Genomic DNA, 19,892 nt, shown 5'->3' with positions numbered 1-19,892 from the left:
GGCCCTCAGACCTCGATGCGCGTGAGATCCTCGCCGAGCACGACCGGCCCCGCATAATCCTGCCGGACATCCGCAAGCAGCGCGTTCAGCATAGCATCGTCGGCGCGCGGCCGGTGATGAGTCAGCGCGAGCTTTTTGACGCCGGCCTTGGCCGCAACCTTGCCGACGGTGTCGCCGCAGGCGATCGTGAACTTCGCAAGGCGGCGGAGGTGCTCGTTGTTGATCTCCGGCGTTGCGAGAAAACAGCACTGGACAAGCAAATCGGCTCCCTCAGCCAGCCGCTCGAGCCCGGGGCAGGGGACCGTGTCTCCCGAAATTGCAATGACCTTGCCCTCCGCCTCGAAGCGGTAGCCGAGACACATCCATCGCGCGAGAAAGGCCGGCGGCATGTCGAGGCCGTCGCCATGCGACACCAGCTCGGCGCTGATCTTCCAGCGCCCGGTGTCGAGAACGGGCCCGGGGATGATGTCCGTCGCGACCACGGGTTTCCAGCCGCCGAAGGTCGGCTCGCCCTTATCGCGCCAGGCGATGTCCTTGTCGTAGACCTGCGTGATCAGCGTGTTGACAAGCCGTTCGGTGTCCGGCGGTCCATAGATGCGCAGATCGTCCTTGCGACCATGCATCCATGAATTCAGCATCACATCGTAGAGGTCGCCGATGTGGTCGAAGTGATGATGCGTGAGAAAAACCGTGTTGATCGCGCCGAGCGGAACGCCGGCCTTGCTGAGCTGCACCACAACGCCGCGGCCTGCATCGAACAGGATATTCTCGTCGCCGAGCCTGATCAGGGTGGTCGTCGCCATGCGGCGCGGGTCCGGCCGCGGGCCGCCGGTGCCGAGCAGTATGACCTCCATGGTGCCTACTCCAGCGTGAAGAGCCTCCACAGTAGAGTTTAAGGCGGCAATGAAGCAAGCCGCATCGGGCCGGCAGGGACCGAGCAGGGGCGTTCAGCGCGTGCCGGCCGCAGTGGCGGCGATGGTCGGCGGGAGGATTGATCGGTCCGATCCCGCCGATGTCAGACGGTGTGCCAAATCCTGCGCGCGCCGTTCGACCAGATGCCAGGTCGCGCGCGCGACGAGATAGCTCAGCGTGGCGGTGACGACATAGGCGATGAGCAGCGAGACCAGTCCATCGGCGAGCGGCCAGATCTGATGCAGGCCGTAGATCACCGCGAAGTGCGACAGGTACATCGAATAGGAATTGCGGCCGAGCGCCTCGAGCGGTTGGAAGCGGATCGCAAGCTTGATGCAGCCGGCAACCAGCGCGCCAAGCACGAGGTTGATCATGAGATAGTTGAATTCGTGCGAGCCGGTTATGCGGTTGGCGACGAAGGACAGCGCGATGAAGACCGCGTAGATCGCTGCGTCCGACCGGGCAAACCCGTCGCGTAGCGCGAAGAACTGCGCGCATCCGACCAGGAAGACCGGAAGCTGGTTCAGGAAGCTGATGTGCAGCGTGGTCCAGACGAACGCTTCGTGACCGGGACCGTAATAGGCGGAGAACAGCGCGAAGGCCCACGGCTTGAACAGGCAGACATTGACGAGATGCAGCACGATCGCCAGCGCGAGATAGAGATGGCGGCGCGAGCCGAACGCGGTGATCAGAAGCGGGAAGACAAGATAGAAGGTCATCTCGGCCGCGATCGACCAGTCGCCGGGCACGACGCTGTTGACGCTGTCCGGCCAGAAGCCGTGCAGGAACGTCGCGGTGAGGATCACTTGAGCTGGCCCGATGCCGTTGGGCGCGTTGTCGCTCGGCCCGGTGCCGTTGATGACGAGGTAGATCGGGATCGCGAGCCAGAACAGTGGCGCGATGCGCAGGAAGCGGCGAATATAGAACTTCCGCGTCGGACTGGTTTCGACCCGTTGCGTCCACATCAGGCACATCGTCATGGCGCTGACGAAGTAGAACACGTTGACGCCGGTCCAGCCGCACATGAAGGCGTAGTCGACGGCGTGGATATTGGATGGAAACGACTGCGAGACGTGGATGGCCATCACGCCGGCGATGGCGAGGCCGCGCAGGACATCGAGCGTGTGCGAACGGCCGCACGGCGCCGTGCCTTGCTCGGTTCGACCGGCAGCCAACCGGGCCTGCCCCTGCATCGCGTCTGCTCCGTGGTTCCACATTGTGCGGGCGGGACAATAGAGGCGCAGGTGGGCCTTCCGAAGCCGAAGGCCATTTTTACGTTAACCGGCGGTTGAGTCCGAAGCCGAATGTGAGGGATCGGCGGCACAAGGCCCCTGCGGGCGCCGCCCTACGCTATGGTGCGCGGAATGAGAATTGTGGGCCAATTCATACTTAATCCCTAGAGACCATGAGCAATATTGTTTGCGCGTCGCAACGCGCCTAATATTCCGGCAGGCAATTTCGGGGGCTCGAACAAGTCGTGAATGTCCGTTCACATGACAGCGCATTGCGCGGTGACTTGAATTTCCAGGTCGGGTCCCAGGCACACAGGACACCCAAGACCGTGGTTGATCCCGCACTTAAGGAGTTGCGTCCCGCCGGCCGCGAACGGCTGATCGTCGTCGAGGACGATCCGGTGACGCGGACCATGCTGGTCGGCTATTTCAGCGAGAACAATTTTGACGTGGTCGGCGCCAGTTCCTGCGCGGAGTGCCGCCAGGCGTTGCGCGCCCGAACCGATCTCATCTTCCTCGACGTGCAGCTGCCCGATGGCGACGGCTTCGAGCTCGCCAAGGAGATCCAGGCGACCAGCAACGCCGGCATTATCTTCGTGACGCGCCGCGACACCGACGTCGATCGCATCCTCGGCCTCGAGATCGCCGGCGACCATTACGTCACCAAGCCGATCAATCTGCGCGACCTGCTCGCGCGCGCACGCAGCGTGCTGCGGCGGCGCTCGCTCGACCGCAAGGCGGCGCGCAACCACAATTCGATCGCCTTCGGCGACTGGATCATCGACCTCACCCGGCGCGAATTGCTCGGCAGCGACGGCAAGCCGGTGGCGCTGACGCGCGCCGAATTCGACCTGCTCGCGGCGCTGGTCGGTGCCGACGGACGGCCGCTCAGCCGCGACTATCTGATCGAGGTCGTCAGCAACCGCCAGGCCGAGGTCGACATCCGCACGGTCGATGCGCTGGTGGCGCGGCTGCGCCGCAAGCTCGTCGGCAGCGGTACGCCCGTGATCGCGACCGTCACCGGCGTCGGCTACAAGCTCGCGCTCAGCGAGCGGCTGTAGGGCACTTGTCGTCAGCGCGATGCGACGCGCTTCCATCGCGCTTCGATGCGAGCCTTGATCTGGCTGACCCGGGCCTCGTGGGCGGCCCAATAGGCGCGGCTGGCGGCCGCGGTGCCTTGGCGATAGCGGGCATAGACGGCTTTGGGTTGCGCCGCCATCTTCGGGCGGCTCGCCGGTTTTGCCGGAGCTGCCGCAGGTGCTGCGGAAGTGGGCCGGCGCGCCGGATCCGGAGCGGCCGCAACCTCGGTCTCAAGAGCCTTCGAATTCATGGCGGCAAGACGGTTGCGGGCCCGATTGCAATAGACCTGCGACCGCGCGGTCATATCTTCTTCGCCATGGCCGGCCCGATACTTCATGAGCGCGCGGCACATGTCCCCGCCAGCCAGCCGCCACGCCTGGCTGAGATAAAGCACCCCATAATGGATGTTGATGTCGGGTTCGGCGAGTTCCGCCTCGCTGCCCTTGAAGCCCAGCATCGCGGCCGTCTTGGGCCGCACCTGCATCAGGCCGATCTCACCGACGCTGCCGATGACGGCCGAATTGTAGCCGCTTTCAACGAAGACGACCGCTTCGGCGACATCGGCCGGTAAATTTGTGTTTGCGGTTTCTCGCTCGATGATCTTCCGGATCATGGCCCGGGATGAGGGCGTTTCGCCGGCGCCGAGCTCCGTCCTGCCGGTGGAGATCGCCGACGTCGCGTGCGGCCCGTCCAGATCGCCGTCTCCAGCCTGTGCGCAGATCGGGGCCGACAACAGCAGGACGACCGCCACGTGTCTCCACGTCGCGCCGAGATTGAAGCCTGCCCGATCCCACAGCATCGGTCCGTCATAGAGCCCCGGAGTTAACAAAACGGCCTCCGCTGCGGCGACTAGCGCGCGCGGGCGCTCTGATCGGTGGACGTCGCTTGCGCAGGTTCAGCCAGCCGGTCGTCGATCGCATAGAGCGTGCAGGTGGGCGACCATTTCATGCAGGCCGCCAGCGAGTCGCGCCGGGCATCGTCGGCCGTGATGTGCCCCGAGCGCCAGCCGTAGCCGCCATTCGGCGACACCGCGAACGCCTTGTGCGGCAGCATGCTGGCGAGATAGCGCGCGAACTCGGCCCGCGCGGCCTCATTGAGCTGGCGCGGCGGCGGCAGCGGATCGGGCGGGCTCAGGATGTCGCGGCTGACGAGGCCGCGCTCGCGCAGGAAGGCGTCGACATAGGGCGTCCATTGCGCACGGCTCGCCACCGAATAGAGGTAGTGGCCGTCGTCACCGAACGGCGGCGCCGCGATGAATTTTGCATTGCCGCCACTGGTGCGAAATCCGTCATGGAGGCGGCGCGCGAGGTCGGGGCCGAAATAGGAATCGTTGGTCGCATAGATCCACAGCGTCGGTACGCGCGAGGTCTTGCCGAAGGTGGCGAAGGCCTGCGCCAGCCCATCGGGATTGCAGACGTCGTCGTCGTCGCGCGAGCCGCGGCCGCCGGCAAAGTTGATCGCGGCGACGAGGCCGGCCGGCGCCTGCGCGGTCAGTGCGACGGTGGCGAGCCCGCCGGCGGAATGACCGGCCGCGATCATGCCTGAGGTCGTCACGTCGGTCCGGCGCGCCATCGCATCGATCGCCGCGCGCAAATCGGCAACCGCGACCGCGGCCGCAGGCAGGTAAGCGGCCCTCGCGCAGCCGCCGACGCTGTCGACGCGTCCGCCGGGCGAGGTGCCGTAGCCGCGCCGCATCACGATCAGCGCCGCAAATCCCCGCCGGGCGTATTCGAGCGCGATGCCGTAATATTTATGCGCGGACATCGTCGCGCGGTCGTCGAAGCTGCGCGGCGAGCCGTGGCTGAGCAGCGCCAGCGGATAGCGCTTCGTCCCGGCCGGGCGGACCAGGAAGGCCTCCAGCCCCTGCGGCCCGGCCTCCGCCATGGGGATGCGGAGATCCTCGGTGTAGAACTCCGCGGCACGCGCCGGCGCGCCGGCCACGGCGAGGCCGGCGATCAACAGAAGCAGCTTGTGCAGGAGAGCCATGGGACGATTCGAAGGGGCCACTTTGGTTGGAGCATAGCACGATCCCGTAGCCCGCATGAGCGAAGCGACATCCGGGGCAGATGGTCCCGCATATCGCTTTGCTCATGCGGGCTACGGTAAACCCCAGGGAACGCCCTCCCCACCGCGGGTGTTGTGCCCTTGGCGGGGGCCCGGCCGATGCTATGGTGTCGCGCTATCTCTGTACGACAGGACGAGGATATTTTCAGTGGCTGATGTTCATCCCGCGGCGGGCAAGCAGGCTTCGCCGGACGCGCTCACCAACATTCCGCGGCTGGTGACGGCCTATTTCGCCGGCAAGCCCGACGTCGCGGATCCCGCGCAGCGCGTGGCGTTCGGCACCTCCGGCCATCGCGGCACCTCGTTCAAGAACACTTTCAACGAAGGCCATATCCTCGCGACCACGCAGGCGATCTGCGACTACAGGCGGGAAAAGGGGCTGACCGGACCGCTGTTCATCGGCATCGACACTCACGCGCTGGCCGAGCCGGCACTGGTCAGCGCCGTCGAGGTGTTCGCCGCCAACGGCGTCGACATCATGATCGACAAGGACGGCGGCTACACGCCGACGCCGGTGATCTCGCACGCGATCCTCACTCACAACAGGGGCCGCACTGACGGTCTCGCCGACGGCGTCGTCATCACGCCCTCGCACAATCCGCCGGAGGATGGCGGCTACAAATACAATCCGCCGCATGGCGGCCCGGCCGACACGGATGTCACGGGGGTGGTCGAGAAGCGTGCCAACGCCTATCTCGCCGACGGCCTCAAGGGCGTGAAGCGCATCGACTATGCCAAGGCGCTGAAGTCTTCGAACGTCCACGCCACCGATTTCGTCACGCCCTACGTCGCCGATCTCGGCAATGTCGTCGATCTCGACCTCGTCAAATCCGCCGGCATCAAGATCGGCATCGATCCGCTCGGCGGCGCCGCCGTACACTACTGGCATCCGATCATCGAGCGCTACGGCCTGAAGGCCACCGTGGTGAACGAGGCGATCGACCCGACCTTCCGTTTCATGACGGTGGACTGGGACGGCAAGATCCGCATGGACTGCTCCTCGCCCTACGCGATGGCGAGCCTGATCGCGATGCGCGACCGCTTCGACGTCGCCTTTGCCAACGACACCGATGCCGATCGCCACGGCATCGTCACACGCTCCGGCGGCCTGATGAATCCGAATCATTATCTGGCGACCGCGATCTCCTATCTGTTCGCGCATCGTCCGAACTGGGGCAAGGATGCCGCGATCGGCAAGACCGTGGTGTCGAGCTCGATCATCGATCGCGTCGCCAAGAAGCTCGGGCGCAAGCTGGTCGAGACGCCGGTCGGCTTCAAATGGTTCGTCGACGGTCTCCTCACCGGCGGCTTCGGCTTCGGCGGCGAGGAGAGTGCGGGCGCTTCGTTCCTGCGCCGTGACGGCACGGTGTGGACGACCGACAAGGACGGTGTCATCCTTGGCCTGCTCGCCGCCGAGATCATGGCGAAGACCGGCCGCGATCCCAGCCAGCTCTTCAATGATTTGACCGCCGAGTTCGGCGTGCCGCATTACGCCCGCATCGACGTCGCCGCGACCGGGCCGCAAAAGAACATCCTCAAATCCGTCACGCCCGAGCAGCTCGGCCTGAAGGACCTCGCCGGCGACCCCGTCCGCTCAACGCTGAGCAAGGCGCCCGGCAATGGCCAGCCGTTCGGCGGGATCAAGGTCGAGACCGACTACGGCTGGTTCGCCGCGCGCCCGTCCGGGACCGAGGATGTCTACAAGATCTACGCCGAGAGTTTCCGCAGCACCGAGCACCTGACGCGGATTCAGGAAGAGGCCAAGGCGGGACTGGCCAAGGTGTTCGCGGCGTAGCCGCCAGGGCCAAAGCGCGGACTCGTCTCCAACCTAGTGGGAATGACGCCGATTGCTTGGCGTGTATACAGGAGTTAAGTCATCGGTATTTAGATACGTATAATTCGTCCTTGAACGATTCCATTCCTGCGCTATTGTATACATAACGTATTCATAAGCCGTGGGAGTGAGACCAATGACAAAGCCCTTCCCCATGAACGCCTGGTACGCCGCGGCCTGGGACGCGGACGTGAAGGCTGCGCTGCTGCCGCGGACGATCTGCGGCAAGCATGTCGTGATGTACCGCAAGGCCGACGGCTCGGTCGCTGCGCTCGAGGATGCCTGCTGGCACCGTCTGGTGCCGCTGTCCAAGGGCCGGCTCGAAGGCGACACCGTCGTCTGCGGCTACCACGGCCTCAAATACAATGCGCAGGGACGCTGCACCTTCATGCCCTCGCAGGAGACCATCAACCCCTCGGCCTGCGTCCGCGCCTATCCCATGGTCGAGCGCCACCGCTACATCTGGCTCTGGATGGGCGATCCCGCGCTGGCCGATCCCGCGCTCGTCCCCGACATGCACTGGAATCACGATCCGGCCTGGGCCGGCGACGGCAAGACCATCCACGTCAATTGCGACTACCGCCTCGTGCTCGATAACCTCATGGACCTCACCCACGAGACTTTCGTGCACGGCTCCTCCATCGGCAACGAGGCGGTGGCCGAGGCGCCGTTCGACGTCACCCATGGCGAGAAGACGGTCACGGTGACGCGTTGGATGCGGAACATCGAGCCACCGCCGTTCTGGGCGAAACAGCTCGGCAAGACCGGCCCTGTCGACCGCTGGCAGATCATCCGCTTCGAAGCCCCGTGCACCATCGCCATCGACGTCGGCGTCGCGCCGACAGGCACCGGCGCGCCGGAAGGCGACCGCTCGCAGGGCGTCAACGGCTTCGTGCTCAACACCATCACGCCGGAGACCGAGAAGACCTGCCATTATTTCTGGGCCTTCGTGCGCAACTACCAGATCGGCGAGCAGCGCATCACCACCGAGATCCGCGAGGGCGTCTCCGGCATCTTCCACGAGGACGAGCTGATCCTGGAAGCGCAGCAGCGCGCGATGGACGAGAACCCGGACCGCATCTTCTACAACCTCAACATCGACGCCGGCGCGATGTGGACGCGCAAGCTGATCGACCGGATGGTGGCCAAGGAAAACGGGCCGCAACACCTTCAGGCGGCGGAGTAGGACATGGCCGAACGTGAGGTCGACCGCTCCGTCTCGCAGACCGTGAAGGCGCAACTCGCGCTGCGCGACCAGATCCTGTCCGGCTCTCTGCGGCCGGGCGAGCGCATCTCCGAGCTCCAGGCGGTGGAGACCACCGGCGCCTCGCGCACGCCGGTGCGCATGGCGCTGGTGCGGCTGGAGGAGGAGGGCCTGCTGGAGGCGATCCCGTCCGGCGGCTTCATGGTGAAGGCGTTTTCCGAGCGCGATATTTCCGATTCCATCGAGCTGCGCGGCACGCTGGAAGGCCTCGCCGCACGCTTCGCCGCCGAGCGCGGCGTTTCGGCGCGCGAGCTCGAGCCTTTGAAGGAGTGTCTTGCTGCGATCGACGAATTGCTGGGCCAGGTGCCGATCTCGATCGAGGCCTTCTCGTCCTATGTCACGCTGAACGCGCGCTTCCACGCCCTGCTCACGGAATTGTCGCGCAGCCCACCCTTGATCCGCCAGATCGACCGCGCTTCGGCGCTGCCGTTCGCATCCCCGAGCGGCTTCGTGATGGCGCAATCGGCGCTTCCCGAGGCGCAGCAGATCCTGATCATCGGCCAGGAGCACCACCGTGTCGTGATCGACGCCATCGAGAACCGCGAAGGCGCGCGCGCCGAAGCCGTCATGCGCGAGCATGCGCGGCTGGCGGTGCGCAATCTGCGGCTCGCCCTGCGCAACCGCACCCATCTCGACCTCTTGCCGGCGCTCGCGCTGATCAAGACCGCAACCGATTGAGGCTTCACCATGCGCTTCATCGAAACCTGGATTCCGGCGACGCTCGTTTCGACGCGCGATCTCGCCCCCGGCATCCGCGAATTCCTGATCCGGCCGGATCAGTTCGACGCCGCCGCTTATCCGGTCGGCAGCCACATCAATATCAGCGTGACCATCGACGGCCTGCCGGAGACGCGGTCCTATTCGCTGGTCGGCGAAGCCACCTCGGCTGGCTTCAAGATCGCGGTGCGCCGCGCCGATGATTCCCGCGGCGGCTCGCGCTACATGTGGCAGCTCGCGCCGGGCGCGCGGCTCGACATCACTCAGCCCGCTTCGCTGCTCGCGGTCGACTGGGCGCGCGAACACTATTGCCTGATCGCCGGCGGCATCGGCATCACGCCGATCCTCGGCGCCGCGCAGGCGCTGGCGCGGCGCGGGGCCGACGTCACGCTGCATTATGCGGTGCGCTCGCGCGGCGAAGCCGCCTATCTCGACGATCTCGCCGCCATGCTCGGAGATCGCCTGGTCGTTCATGCCAGCGATGAAGGCAGACGGCTCGACCTCGATGCGGTGTTTGCGTCATTGCCGCAAGGCGCGCTCGCGTTGTTTTGCGGCCCGATGCGGATGCTGGATGCCGCGCGCCACGCCTGGATCGGCGCGGGCCATCCGCTGCCCGATCTCCGCTACGAGACCTTCGGCTCCAGCGGCACGCTGCCCACCGAGACGTTTCGCGTGCGGCTGAAGGGCTCCGACGTCGAGCTCGAAATCCCGCGCGAGCGCTCGATGCTGGACGTGCTCAATGCCAGCGGTCACGACGTGATGTACGACTGCAAGCGCGGCGAATGCGGCCTCTGCGCCATCGACGTGGTCGAGGTCGACGGCGAGATCGACCACCGCGACGTCTTCTTCAGCGATCACCAGAAGCAAAGCAACCAGAAGATCTGCGCCTGCGTCTCGCGGGCACGGGGCACGATCACGGTGGACACGCTGCTGCGGGCGGATGCGATCTGAGGCAGCCTCTCGAGACCCGGCAGGGTCTGAAGGATTGTAGCCCGGATGGAGCGGAGCGAAATCCGGGGCGGTCTTGCTCCGGCGCGCACTCGTCCCGGATTGCGCTCCGCTCCATCCGGGCTACGAAGCGTCAGCCGCAAGTGACCTACGCCGCAAACGTCGCCCGAAGCTTCTTCGTATCCAGCAGCGCCAGCACGCCATCCACCGACACCGGCCGGCTGATCAGATAGCCCTGCACCTCGTCGCAACCGATCTGCCTGAGATAGTCGAGCTGGTCGGCGGTCTCGACGCCTTCGGCGACGACGGCGATGCGCAGGTCGCGTGCGAGCGAGATCACCGATTTGACGATGGCGGCACAGTCCGGCTGCACCAGCATGTCGCGGATGAAGGACTGGTCGATCTTGATGCGGCTGAACGGCAGCTTGCGCAAATAGGTGAGGGAGGAGAAGCCCGTCCCGAAATCGTCGAGCGCCACAGTGACGCCGAGCTGCAGCAGCGCGTTCAGGACCGGCTCGGCCGAGCCGTATTTCGACAGCAGCATCGATTCCGTGATCTCGATCTCGAGCCGGTGCGGGGCGATCTTCGCCGCCGCGAGCGCCTGCACGACGATCTGGAGGATACCGGCGTTGTGAAATTGCGCGGCCGAGAAGTTCACGGCGACCCTGATGTCGTCCGGCCACTCGGCCACCGTCGCGCAGGCGCGGCGGACGACCCATTCGCCGATCTCGTGGATCAGCCCGGTCTCTTCCGCAATCGGAATGAATTCGCTCGGCGGCACCAGTCCGCGCTCAGGATGTTGCCAGCGCAGCAGCGCCTCGAAACCGGTGATCCGGCTTTCGTCGAGATCGAGGAACGGCTGGAACACGAGGAACAGCTCGTTTCGCGAGATCGCGCCCTCGAGGTCGGATTGCAGCGCCTTGCGATCGCGTGACACCCTGTCGTCGCTGGCCTCGAAGAAGCGGATCGTGCCGGGGCCCGCCTTCTTGGCGCGGTAGAGCGCGGCATCGGCATTCTTCATGACGTCGAGCGGCGTGGTGCCGTCGCGCGGCGCCAGCACGATGCCGACGCTGGTCGCGCCCACGATCTGGCGGCCCTCGATGCGGAACGGTTCAGTGAAGGCCGCGACGAAGCGTTCGGCGATCTCGAGTGCATCCTCGGGACGCGCCAGATTGGCCATCACCAGCGCGAACTCGTCGCCGCCGATGCGCGCGACATGCTCGGCGGCGCGCGTGCAGCGTCGCAGGCGGCTTGCCACCTGGACCAGGAATTCGTCGCCGGCGGGATGGCCGAACTTGTCGTTGACCTCCTTGAAGCGATCGAGATCGAGCAGGAGCACCGCAAACTCCTCGCCGGACAATGCCAGTCGCTTGAGCGCGGCCTCGAGCGTTTCGTTGAAGGCGACGCGGTTCGGCAGGTGGGTCAGAGGATCGAGCCGCACCGTGCGCTCCGCCTCGATCTGCCGCATCACGCGCCGCGCGAACGAGAACGAATTGACGAACACGCCGCGCAGCAGCACGCTGCCGTAGACCACGACGAGGAAGGCGATCAGCAGAAAGGCCAGATCGCCGTTCCTGCCGAGGCAGATCGCGATCCCGACGAAGATCGGGGCCGTGAAGGCGATCGCTGCGATCGGAATGGTGGCGAAGGCGAGCGCGCCGCCGGCCAGCATGCCCGAGCACAGGCAGGTGATAACGAGCTGGCCGCCGGTCGAAGCATTGGCGAAGAAGGCGACCGGGACGATGCCCCAGGCTGCGCCGAGAACGAAGGCATTCCGCACCAGCCGGTGCATGGCGCGGTGCGAGACGAATTGCGGTTTGGTGATGCGGCGCGCCGCGCGGGATTGCAGGCCGAACATGATCGCGCCGCTTGCCACAGCGCATGCCCAGATCAACGCAAAAATCCTGTCCGGCGATTGCCACAATGCGATGGCGAGCACGATGGCGTTGCAGGCATTGGCGAGCATGATGCCGACCGAATAGCCGAGCACCAGCGACATCTGTTCGGCGCGGATATGGCCGGCCACGGCTTCGTCGGTTGCGGGACCGCCAAAGGCCGATAAATCGCCCGCGAACAGCCGCGCGACATAGCTGGTCGTTTGAGTCCGCATTTCAGAGCCTAGCAGGACGGGCCGTTGGTCGGCTCCTCCAGGGAGAATTCGCCGCAAACCTTTGACGAACTATGAATTATCCCTGACTGCGGCCTTCCCCGCGACCACTTCTGCGTGTTCGTGACGTGATATCGATAACAAATCGATACAAATGCGGACTTCGGATTACGGTTGTAACGAGAGCAGGGCGCTCCCCACTAGCTCGCCGTCATGCCCCGGCTTGACCGGGCATCCAGTACGCCGCGGCCTATCGAGGAATCACAACCGTCTCTGGAATACTGGATCGCCCGGTCAAGCCGGGCGATGACACCTGTGTGGAGAGACGTCGTCACCGCCCGAGCTGCTTGGGATCGTAGTAGAACCGCTCCTCGACCAGCTTGTCGCCGCGCCAGGTTTGCCAGGCGATCTCGTCCAGCGTTCGTGAGACACCCTCTGCGTTGGTGAAGCTGAAGTTCCAGCGCGTCGCGACATGGTCGCCGTCGATCAGGCTCGGTCCGATGCGGACGGCCCTGACCTCTTTCGAGGCCGCCAGCACGGCACGCTCCTTGGCGACGAGCTTGTCACGGCCGATCGTCGGGGCGCCGTTGTTCTCATAGGTCGCGGCGTCGGGCGTGCAGAACTGTTCGATCGCACCGATGAAATCCCCGGCCTCCAACCGCTGCGCAAAAGCTTCAACGACGTCACGGCTCGGCATGGCAAACCTCACGATTAAACCGACTGATAGTCGGTAAATACCGACCGATAGTCGAAAAGTCAACTGGCCGTGTTTGGTGAATTCAACTAGACGAGAGCCATGGCGAAACAGGCGGAGCGGCGGGCGGCGACATCGGAGGCGATCCTGACGGCGGCGCGCCGCCTGTTCGGAACGCAAGGCTTTGCTGCCACCACCATGGACGAGATCGCGGAAGCAGCCCACGTCGCCAAGGGCGCGGTCTATCATCACTTCAAGACCAAGGAGGCGGTGTTCGAAGCCGTGTTCGACCAGGTCTCGCGCGACCTCGTCGTCGGGATCGACGCAACGGCTCGCGCCGAGAAGGACGTGCTTGCAGCGATGGTCACTGGCACGCAGCATTATTTCGCGGCGACCGCCAAGGGCCCGACCGGCCAGATCATCCTGCGCGATGGCCCGGCCGTGCTCGGCTGGGAGCGCTGGCGCGAGATCGACGCACAGCATTTTGGCGGCAAGCTGCCGCGGGCGCTTTCGGTGGCGATGGAGGCTGGCCTGATCGCAAAGCAGCCGGTCGAGCCGCTCGCCCGCCTGCTGCTCGGCGCGGTGACGGAGGCCGCGGTCGCCTGCGCCGGACGCGCTGACATCGCAAGGGCGGGCGCGGAATATGCCCGTGCGTTCAGGTCGCTGGTCGAGGCGCTGCGCCTGCGGGAATGATTGTGCTAAGCCACGCGGACGGAAACGCCCCAACCAACAAGAAGACTGACAAGACATGACCATAAACTCCTCCCTCGCGCCGTCCGATCCCGAATTCGACTACATCATCGTCGGCGCCGGCTCCGCCGGCTGCGTGCTTGCCAACCGTCTATCGGCGAGCGGCAAGCACAGCGTGCTGCTGCTCGAGGCCGGCCCGAGGGATTCCAACATCTGGATCCACGTGCCGCTCGGCTACGGCAAGCTGTTCAAGGAGAAGACCGTCAATTGGATGTACCAGACCGAGCCGGAGCCCGAGCTGAAGGGGCGCCAGGTGTTTCAGCCGCGCGGCAAGACGCTGGGCGGCTCGAGTTCGATCAACGGCCTGCTCTATGTCCGCGGCCAGCACGAGGACTATGACCGCTGGCGCCAGCTGGGCAACACCGGCTGGGGCTACGACGACGTGCTGCCCTATTTCAAGAAGGCCGAGAACCAGTCGCGCGGGGCCGACCAGTATCATGGCAGCGGTGGTCCGCTGCCGGTTTCCAACATGGTCGTGACCGATCCGCTGTCAAAGGCCTTCATCGACGCCGCGGTCGAGATCGGTCTGCCCTACAACCCTGATTTCAACGGCGCCACGCAGGAAGGCGTCGGCCTGTTCCAGACCACGACGCGCAACGGCCGGCGCGCCTCGACCTCGGTGGCCTATCTCGGCCCGGCAAAGGCCCGCGGCAATCTCAAGATCGAAACCTCCGCGCTCGGCCACCGCGTGCTGTTCGAGGGCCGCCGCGCCGTCGGCGTCGAATATCGGCAAGGCGCAGCTGTGCGCCGGGCCCGCGCGCGAAGAGAGATCGTGCTGTCGAGCGGCGCCTACAATTCGCCGCAACTGCTGCAGCTCTCCGGCGTCGGCCCCGGTGACCTCCTGCGCAAGCATGGCATCGATGTCGTGCTGGATGCGCCGGGCGTCGGTCACGACCTCCAGGATCACATGCAGGTCCGCATCGTGATGCGCTGTTCGCAGAAGATCACGCTGAACGACACCGTCAATCATCCGCTCCGCCGCACCATGGCCGGCGCGCGATATGCGCTGTTCCGCAAGGGGTGGCTGACGATTGCGGCGGGCACGGCGGGCGCGTTCTTCAAGACCAGCCCGCGGCTGGCCTCGCCCGACATCCAGGTGCACTTCCTGCCGTTCTCGACCGACAAGATGGGCGAGAAGCTGCACGATTTCTCCGGCTTCACCGCCTCTGTGTGCCAGCTCCGTCCTGAGAGCCGCGGCTCCCTGCGCATCCGGAGCGCCGATCCGACGGTGCCGCCGGAAATCCGCATCAACTACATGTCGACCGAGACCGACCGCACCACCAATGTCGAAGGTCTGAAGATCCTGCGCAAGATCTTGAATGCGCCGGCGCTGAAGCCGTTCGTGGTCAATGAGTACGATCCCGGGGCGAAGGTATCCACGGATGCCGAGCTGCTGGATTATTGCCGCGAGCGCGGCAGCACCATCTACCATCCGACCTCGACCTGTCGTATGGGCAATGATGCGCTCGCGGTGGTCGACCAGCGGCTGAAGGTGAGGGGGCTCGACGGCCTTCGCGTCGTCGACGGCTCGGTCATGCCGGACCTCGTATCGGGGAATACCAATGCGCCGATCATCATGATCGCCGAAAAGGCCTCCGACATGATATTGGAGGATGCGCGGTAGAGCAGGATCCGGAAAAGTGGGAACCGGTTTTCCGACAAGATCATGCGCAAATAAAACGGCGCGCAGTGAAAGGACGAGAGCTTGGCTATTCGATTTCGGATCGGCACCCGCAAGAGCGCGATGGCGCTGGCACAGACGGAAGAGATCGCGCGCCGCCTGACCGCCGCCGTGCCCGGTCTCGACGTCGAGATCGTCAAGTTCGACACCACGGGCGATCTCGACCAGACCAGCAAGCTCCTGCCGCATGGCGGCAAGGGCGGCGCCTTCGTGGCGCAGATCCGCGCCGCGGTGCTGTCGGGCGAATTGCGGGCGGCGATGCACTCGCTGAAGGACATGCCGGGCAACGAGGATACTCCCGGCCTCGTCATCGGCGCCACGCTGTCGCGCGATCCGCCCAATGACGCGCTGGTGCTGCGCGACGGGGTGACGCTGGAGGCGCTGCGCCAGTCCCGCGGCAAGGGTTTTAAAATCGGCACCAATGCGGTCCGTCGCGCCGCTTACGCGCGACGCCTGTTTCCGGATGTAGAGGTGATCCACTTCCGCGGCGCCGCCGACACGCGCGTGCGAAAGCTCGACAATGGCGAGAAGCAGCGCCTGCCGGATGGCGGCACGGTGGGGCCGGCCGATGCGCTGATCATGGCGCGTTCGGGCCTCGACCGCGTCGGCCTCGCCGGCCGCATCGCGTACGAATTCACCGCGGCTGAGATGTTGCCGGCGGCGGGGCAGGGCATCGTCGCCGTCGAATGCGCGGCGCAGGACTGGCAGACGCGGCAGATCCTGTCGTCGATCGACGATCCCGCCGCGCATGCCAGCGCGGACGCCGAGCGCGAGGTGTTGTGGGTGCTGAACGGCCACTGCAATTCGCCGGTGGCGGGCTTCTCGACCATCGCGGGCGATCAGATGTCGCTGACCGCATCCGTGCTCGATCTCTCCGGCAATACCATCATCGAGGCTTCGCGCGCAGGCCCCGCCAATCGCCCGCGCGAGCTCGGCCGTGCCGTGGGTCTGGATCTGCTGACGAAAGGCGCCGCCGAGATCATCGAGCGCAGCCGGCCGCGCTAGGCGGCCGCGATCACGAGATCATGCAGGCGTGCGCCTGTTTTGCCCGACGCGTCAAACGCGCGTCTGAGCCACGCGCGGCCGGTCCTGAGTTTTCAATGACTTGTCTACTGTGCATGGGGTTGTTTTCGCGTTTTTGTTTTCGCCCCTGTTGGGGGCGAGCGAACTAGCCCCGCACGCGCTTGATCATCTGCTCGACATGGGCGATCGGCGTTTCCGGCTGGATGCCGTGGCCGAGATTGAAGATCAGCCGCCCTTGGGCAAAATTGGCCAGCGTGTTGTCGACCGCGCGGTCGAGCGCCGCGCCGCCTGTGATCAGCACCAGCGGATCGAGATTGCCCTGCACGGCGACCTTGCTCTGCACGCGTTCGCGAATGAAGCCCGGCTCCGCAGTCCAGTCGATGCTGACCGCGTTGATGCCGGTTGTCTCGACATAGCCAGGCAATTGCGCACCGGCGCCGCGGGGGAAGCCGATGATCTTCGCATCCGGCACCTTGGCCCGCACGCCCTCGACGATGCGCCGGGTCGGCTCGACCGACCAGCGCGCGAACTCGGCCGGCGGCAGCACGCCCGCCCAGGTGTCGAAGATCTGCAAGGCGTTGGCGCCGGCGGCGAGTTGCAACAGCAGATATTGAATCGAGTTCTCGACCAGCACGTCGATGATTTCAGCGAACGCCTCCGGGTGCCGGTAGGCCATCATCCGCGCCGGCGCCTGATCCGGCGTGCCCTGGCCCGCGACCATGTAGGTCGCGACCGTCCACGGCGCGCCGCAGAAGCCGATCAGCGCGGTCTTTGGATCGAGCGCGCCGCGGACGAGCTTGAGCGCCTCGAACACCGGCTCGAGCTTGCCGAAGTCGGCGCGCGCGGCGAGCGTTGCGACCTTCGCCGGGTCATCCAGCGGATCCAGCCGCGGGCCCTCGCCGACCTCGAACCGCACCGAGCGCCCGAGCGCATAGGGGATCACCAGGATGTCGGAGAAGATGATCGCCGCATCGAATCCGAACCTGCGGATCGGTTGCAGCGTCACCTCGGCCGCAAGCTCCGGGTTGAAGCACAGATCGAGGAAGCCGCCGGCCTTGGCGCGGACCTCGCGATATTCCGGCAGATAGCGGCCGGCCTGCCGCATCATCCACATGGGCGGGATGCTCTGGCGCTGGCCGGAGAGCACGTCGATGAAAGGTTTCGTCGCAGATTGGGGCACGAATGGTCCTGAGCAAGGTTATGGCCTCTGATACACCGCTCCGGCCCTCAGCGGAACAGGGGAACCACCGCAATCGGGCCGCGTTGACCAGCCGATGGAGGACATCATGGCTGAGACATTTAATCCCGCGCCGCACGACAAGCACGCCGACGATCTGCGCGAAGCGCTCGTTGCCGACCGCAACGCCAAGCTCGACGCCGGGCTCAGGGACAGCTTCCCAGCATCCGATCCCGTAAGTGCCACCCAGCCGACGCCCTCGAAGGCCGATGCGGAAGCCGACAGTCCCTCGCTCTGGGACAAGGTGAAGGCAATCTTCAGCTAGCGGAAGGCGACGCCGGGATTCCGATCGGCTTGCTAATACCTTGTTAGCGATGTGCTGATCGCGGCGTCCGTAGGACTACTGGAAACCGGGTAGATGGCTGCGTATTCCAGTCGTGATTTCAGAGTTCAATAATAGAAGCGGCAGAGTTTCCGACGATCGGAGAATTCTGCCGCATGAGCCTTGCGACCCAAAGAGCCGGATGGAGCCGCCTGCCGCTGCGCGCGGCGGCGTTCGTCGTGCTGACCTGCGCGACCATCCTCGGCGTCAGCGGCTGGCGGGAATGGGCTGCGCGCGATGCGGTGCTCAGGGGCGCCGAGACCGAGATGGCGAACGTTGCCCGCTCGCTGACCCAGCATGCCGAGGACAGCCTCGATCTGCTGGATTCCGGCGTCGTCGGCGTCGTCAGCCGGCTCGAGATGGACGGCACTGCACCGGCCACGATCGCCAAACTGCGCACCCTGCTGGAAGTACGCAAGAAGGCCATCGAGCGTGTTCACAGCCTCGCCATCATCGACGACCAGGGCAACTGGCTGACCTCACCCGGCACAATCGGCTCAACGCTCAGCGACGATGCGTTTTTCCGCTATCATCAGCTCTCCCCGAAACGAGAGCCCCATGTCGGCCGTCCCGTAAAGAGCCTCCTGGACGGCGAATGGGTCGTCACCCTGTCGCGCCGCTTCAACAAACCCGACGGCAGCTTCGGCGGGGTCGTGCTCGCGACCATCAGCTCGAAATATCTTTCGCATTTCTACGAGCAGTTCGAGATCGGCCGCAACAGCTCGGTGTCGCTCACGCATGGCGATGGCCTGATCATCGCGCGCAACCCCAGCAACGAGACATTCGTCGGACGCAGCGTTTCCGACAAGCCGTTATTCCGCGACGCGAGCCTGCAACGGCCGAGTGGGGCCTACTATTTCAAGTCCCCCCTGGACGGCGCCGAGCGCGTCAGCTTCTTCAAGCGCAGCAGCCGTTTCCCGCTCCTTTTGCTTGCCACAGTCGACAAGGACGAGTTGCTCGCGCCCTGGCGCGCCGCGGCAATCTCCCGCATGCTCTACGTCGTCGCGCTGGTGATGCTGATTGCGGTCATCGGTGCCGTGCTGGTGCGACAGTTGCAGCGGGGCCAGCGCATGGCCGCGGCCCTGGTCGAGAAAGAGGCGCATTTCCGCCTGCTTGCCGAAGGCTCCAGCGACATGGTGACGCGCATCGGGCTCGACGAGCGGCTGCGCTATGTCTCGCCCTCGTCCGCGCGCGTCGTCGGCTGGCGCGCCAATCAATTGATCGGCACGCCGGCGCTCGCGGGCATCAATCCGGAGGATCTGCCGGAGGTCCAGGCGATCGTCGACGCCATGAAGCGTGGCGAGCGGGAGGAGGCGCGCCTCACTTATCGCAACTCGCACCGGCAGAACGGCGAAGTCTGGCTGGAATCGACCATGCGGGTGACGCGCAAGGACAATGGCCGCGTCGACGGCGTGGTCGCGATCTCCCGCGACATCACCGAGCACAAGAAGCTGGAAACCAGGCTCGAGACGCTTGCGATCGAGGACAGCCTCACCGGCCTTGCCAATCGCCGACGCTTCGACGAGCGGCTGAAAGAGGAATGGGCGCGCGCCTATCGCGACCGCTCGAGCCTTGCTTTGCTGATGATCGATGTGGATCACTTCAAGGCCTATAACGACGAATACGGCCATCCGGCGGGCGATGCCTGCCTGCGTCTGGTCGCAAAGATCATCGCGGCCGAGACGCAACGCGCCGGCGATCTGGCGGCGCGCTATGGCGGCGAGGAATTCGCCATGCTGCTGCCCAACACCGATGCCGCCGGCTGCGCCCTTTTCGGCCAACGGATCCGCAGCGCCATCCACGAGGCCGGCCTCGTTCATGCCACCAATCTGGAATCCGGATGCGTCACCGTCTCGGTCGGCGGTGCGACCTGTCGGCCGGCGCTGGAGCGCACGGCGGGCGTGGCCTCGCTGGTTGAGGCTGCCGACCGGGCGCTCTACGCCGCCAAGGATGCAGGCCGCGACCGCCTGGTGATGTCCGGTGAGCTCATGAATTTGATGCCCAAGGCCTCCGGCCAGTAAGACGGC

At 65.5% G+C, this 19,892-nt stretch carries 17 protein-coding genes; 10 read left to right on the top strand and 7 right to left on the bottom strand.

Features of this window, described 5'->3' with window-relative positions:
* Positions 1-5: 5 nt before the first annotated feature.
* Positions 6-854: an MBL fold metallo-hydrolase gene (locus CV770_RS12345; protein WP_104462537.1), complete on the bottom strand. Its 849-nt coding sequence runs from the start codon at positions 852-854 to the stop codon at positions 6-8.
* A 93-nt stretch (positions 855-947) separates the two neighbouring features.
* Positions 948-2,105 carry an acyltransferase family protein gene (locus CV770_RS12340; protein ID WP_104462536.1) on the bottom strand — a complete coding sequence of 386 codons (1,158 nt, stop codon included), beginning with the start codon at positions 2,103-2,105 and terminating at the stop codon, positions 948-950.
* 284 nt (positions 2,106-2,389) lie between these two features.
* Between CV770_RS12340 and CV770_RS12335 the strand changes: the two genes are divergently transcribed.
* Positions 2,390-3,205: a response regulator transcription factor gene (locus tag CV770_RS12335; RefSeq protein ID WP_038951059.1), complete on the top strand. Its 816-nt coding sequence runs from the start codon at positions 2,390-2,392 to the stop codon at positions 3,203-3,205.
* An 11-nt stretch (positions 3,206-3,216) separates the two neighbouring features.
* On the opposite strand, the gene CV770_RS12330 is transcribed toward CV770_RS12335, so the two are convergent.
* Both CV770_RS12330 and CV770_RS12325 read right to left on the bottom strand, forming a co-directional pair.
* Positions 3,217-3,975 (bottom strand): transglycosylase SLT domain-containing protein, encoded by a 759-nt coding sequence (locus CV770_RS12330; RefSeq protein ID WP_104462559.1) that lies wholly within the window; start codon positions 3,973-3,975, stop codon positions 3,217-3,219.
* A 98-nt stretch (positions 3,976-4,073) separates the two neighbouring features.
* Positions 4,074-5,210: an alpha/beta hydrolase family protein gene (locus CV770_RS12325; RefSeq protein WP_104462535.1), complete on the bottom strand. Its 1,137-nt coding sequence runs from the start codon at positions 5,208-5,210 to the stop codon at positions 4,074-4,076.
* A 226-nt stretch (positions 5,211-5,436) separates the two neighbouring features.
* Between CV770_RS12325 and pgm the strand changes: the two genes are divergently transcribed.
* The 4 genes from pgm (at position 5,437) to CV770_RS12305 (ending at position 10,054) form a co-directional block, all read left to right on the top strand.
* Positions 5,437-7,083, top strand: coding sequence for a phosphoglucomutase (alpha-D-glucose-1,6-bisphosphate-dependent) (pgm, locus tag CV770_RS12320; RefSeq protein ID WP_104462534.1), 1,647 nt, complete (start codon positions 5,437-5,439; stop codon positions 7,081-7,083).
* 175 nt (positions 7,084-7,258) lie between these two features.
* Positions 7,259-8,308 carry an aromatic ring-hydroxylating dioxygenase subunit alpha gene (locus CV770_RS12315; protein ID WP_104462533.1) on the top strand — a complete coding sequence of 350 codons (1,050 nt, stop codon included), beginning with the start codon at positions 7,259-7,261 and terminating at the stop codon, positions 8,306-8,308.
* Positions 8,309-8,311: 3 nt separating this feature from the next.
* Positions 8,312-9,064, top strand: a complete 753-nt coding sequence (locus tag CV770_RS12310) for a GntR family transcriptional regulator (RefSeq protein ID WP_104462532.1) — start codon at positions 8,312-8,314, stop codon at positions 9,062-9,064.
* A gap of 9 nt (positions 9,065-9,073) precedes the next feature.
* Positions 9,074-10,054, top strand: coding sequence for a PDR/VanB family oxidoreductase (locus tag CV770_RS12305; protein WP_104462531.1), 981 nt, complete (start codon positions 9,074-9,076; stop codon positions 10,052-10,054).
* Positions 10,055-10,199: 145 nt separating this feature from the next.
* Here the strand turns inward: CV770_RS12305 and CV770_RS12300 are convergent, their stop codons facing one another.
* Both CV770_RS12300 and CV770_RS12295 read right to left on the bottom strand, forming a co-directional pair.
* Positions 10,200-12,161, bottom strand: a complete 1,962-nt coding sequence (locus tag CV770_RS12300) for a putative bifunctional diguanylate cyclase/phosphodiesterase (RefSeq protein ID WP_104462530.1) — start codon at positions 12,159-12,161, stop codon at positions 10,200-10,202.
* Between the two features lie 328 nt (positions 12,162-12,489).
* On the bottom strand, positions 12,490-12,855 hold the full coding sequence (locus CV770_RS12295; RefSeq protein WP_091956152.1) for a nuclear transport factor 2 family protein: 366 nt from the start codon (positions 12,853-12,855) through the stop codon (positions 12,490-12,492).
* 99 nt (positions 12,856-12,954) lie between these two features.
* On the opposite strand from CV770_RS12295, the gene CV770_RS12290 reads away from it, so the two are divergent.
* The 3 genes from CV770_RS12290 (at position 12,955) to hemC (ending at position 16,288) form a co-directional block, all read left to right on the top strand.
* Positions 12,955-13,545 carry a TetR/AcrR family transcriptional regulator gene (locus CV770_RS12290; protein WP_104462529.1) on the top strand — a complete coding sequence of 197 codons (591 nt, stop codon included), beginning with the start codon at positions 12,955-12,957 and terminating at the stop codon, positions 13,543-13,545.
* 55 nt (positions 13,546-13,600) lie between these two features.
* Positions 13,601-15,226, top strand: coding sequence for a GMC family oxidoreductase (locus tag CV770_RS12285; RefSeq protein WP_104462528.1), 1,626 nt, complete (start codon positions 13,601-13,603; stop codon positions 15,224-15,226).
* A gap of 81 nt (positions 15,227-15,307) precedes the next feature.
* Positions 15,308-16,288 (top strand): hydroxymethylbilane synthase, encoded by a 981-nt coding sequence (hemC, locus tag CV770_RS12280; protein WP_104462527.1) that lies wholly within the window; start codon positions 15,308-15,310, stop codon positions 16,286-16,288.
* A 163-nt stretch (positions 16,289-16,451) separates the two neighbouring features.
* Here hemC and hemE read toward each other — a convergent pair whose 3' ends face one another.
* A complete protein-coding gene (gene hemE / locus CV770_RS12275; RefSeq protein WP_091956148.1) occupies positions 16,452-17,486 on the bottom strand; it encodes a uroporphyrinogen decarboxylase in 1,035 nt (344 codons plus the stop codon).
* A 106-nt stretch (positions 17,487-17,592) separates the two neighbouring features.
* On the opposite strand from hemE, the gene CV770_RS12270 reads away from it, so the two are divergent.
* A complete protein-coding gene (locus CV770_RS12270; RefSeq protein WP_201759821.1) occupies positions 17,593-17,808 on the top strand; it encodes a hypothetical protein in 216 nt (71 codons plus the stop codon).
* 173 nt (positions 17,809-17,981) lie between these two features.
* Positions 17,982-19,886: a sensor domain-containing diguanylate cyclase gene (locus CV770_RS12265; protein WP_104462525.1), complete on the top strand. Its 1,905-nt coding sequence runs from the start codon at positions 17,982-17,984 to the stop codon at positions 19,884-19,886.
* The last annotated feature ends 6 nt before the right edge of the window (positions 19,887-19,892 follow it).

The sequence above is a fragment of the Bradyrhizobium sp. AC87j1 genome (genome assembly GCF_002936975.1).
GTDB classification, from domain to species: domain Bacteria; phylum Pseudomonadota; class Alphaproteobacteria; order Rhizobiales; family Xanthobacteraceae; genus Bradyrhizobium; species Bradyrhizobium shewense.
The sequence above is the reverse complement of the archived record's forward strand: the minus strand, read 5'-3'. Positions and strand labels throughout refer to the sequence as shown.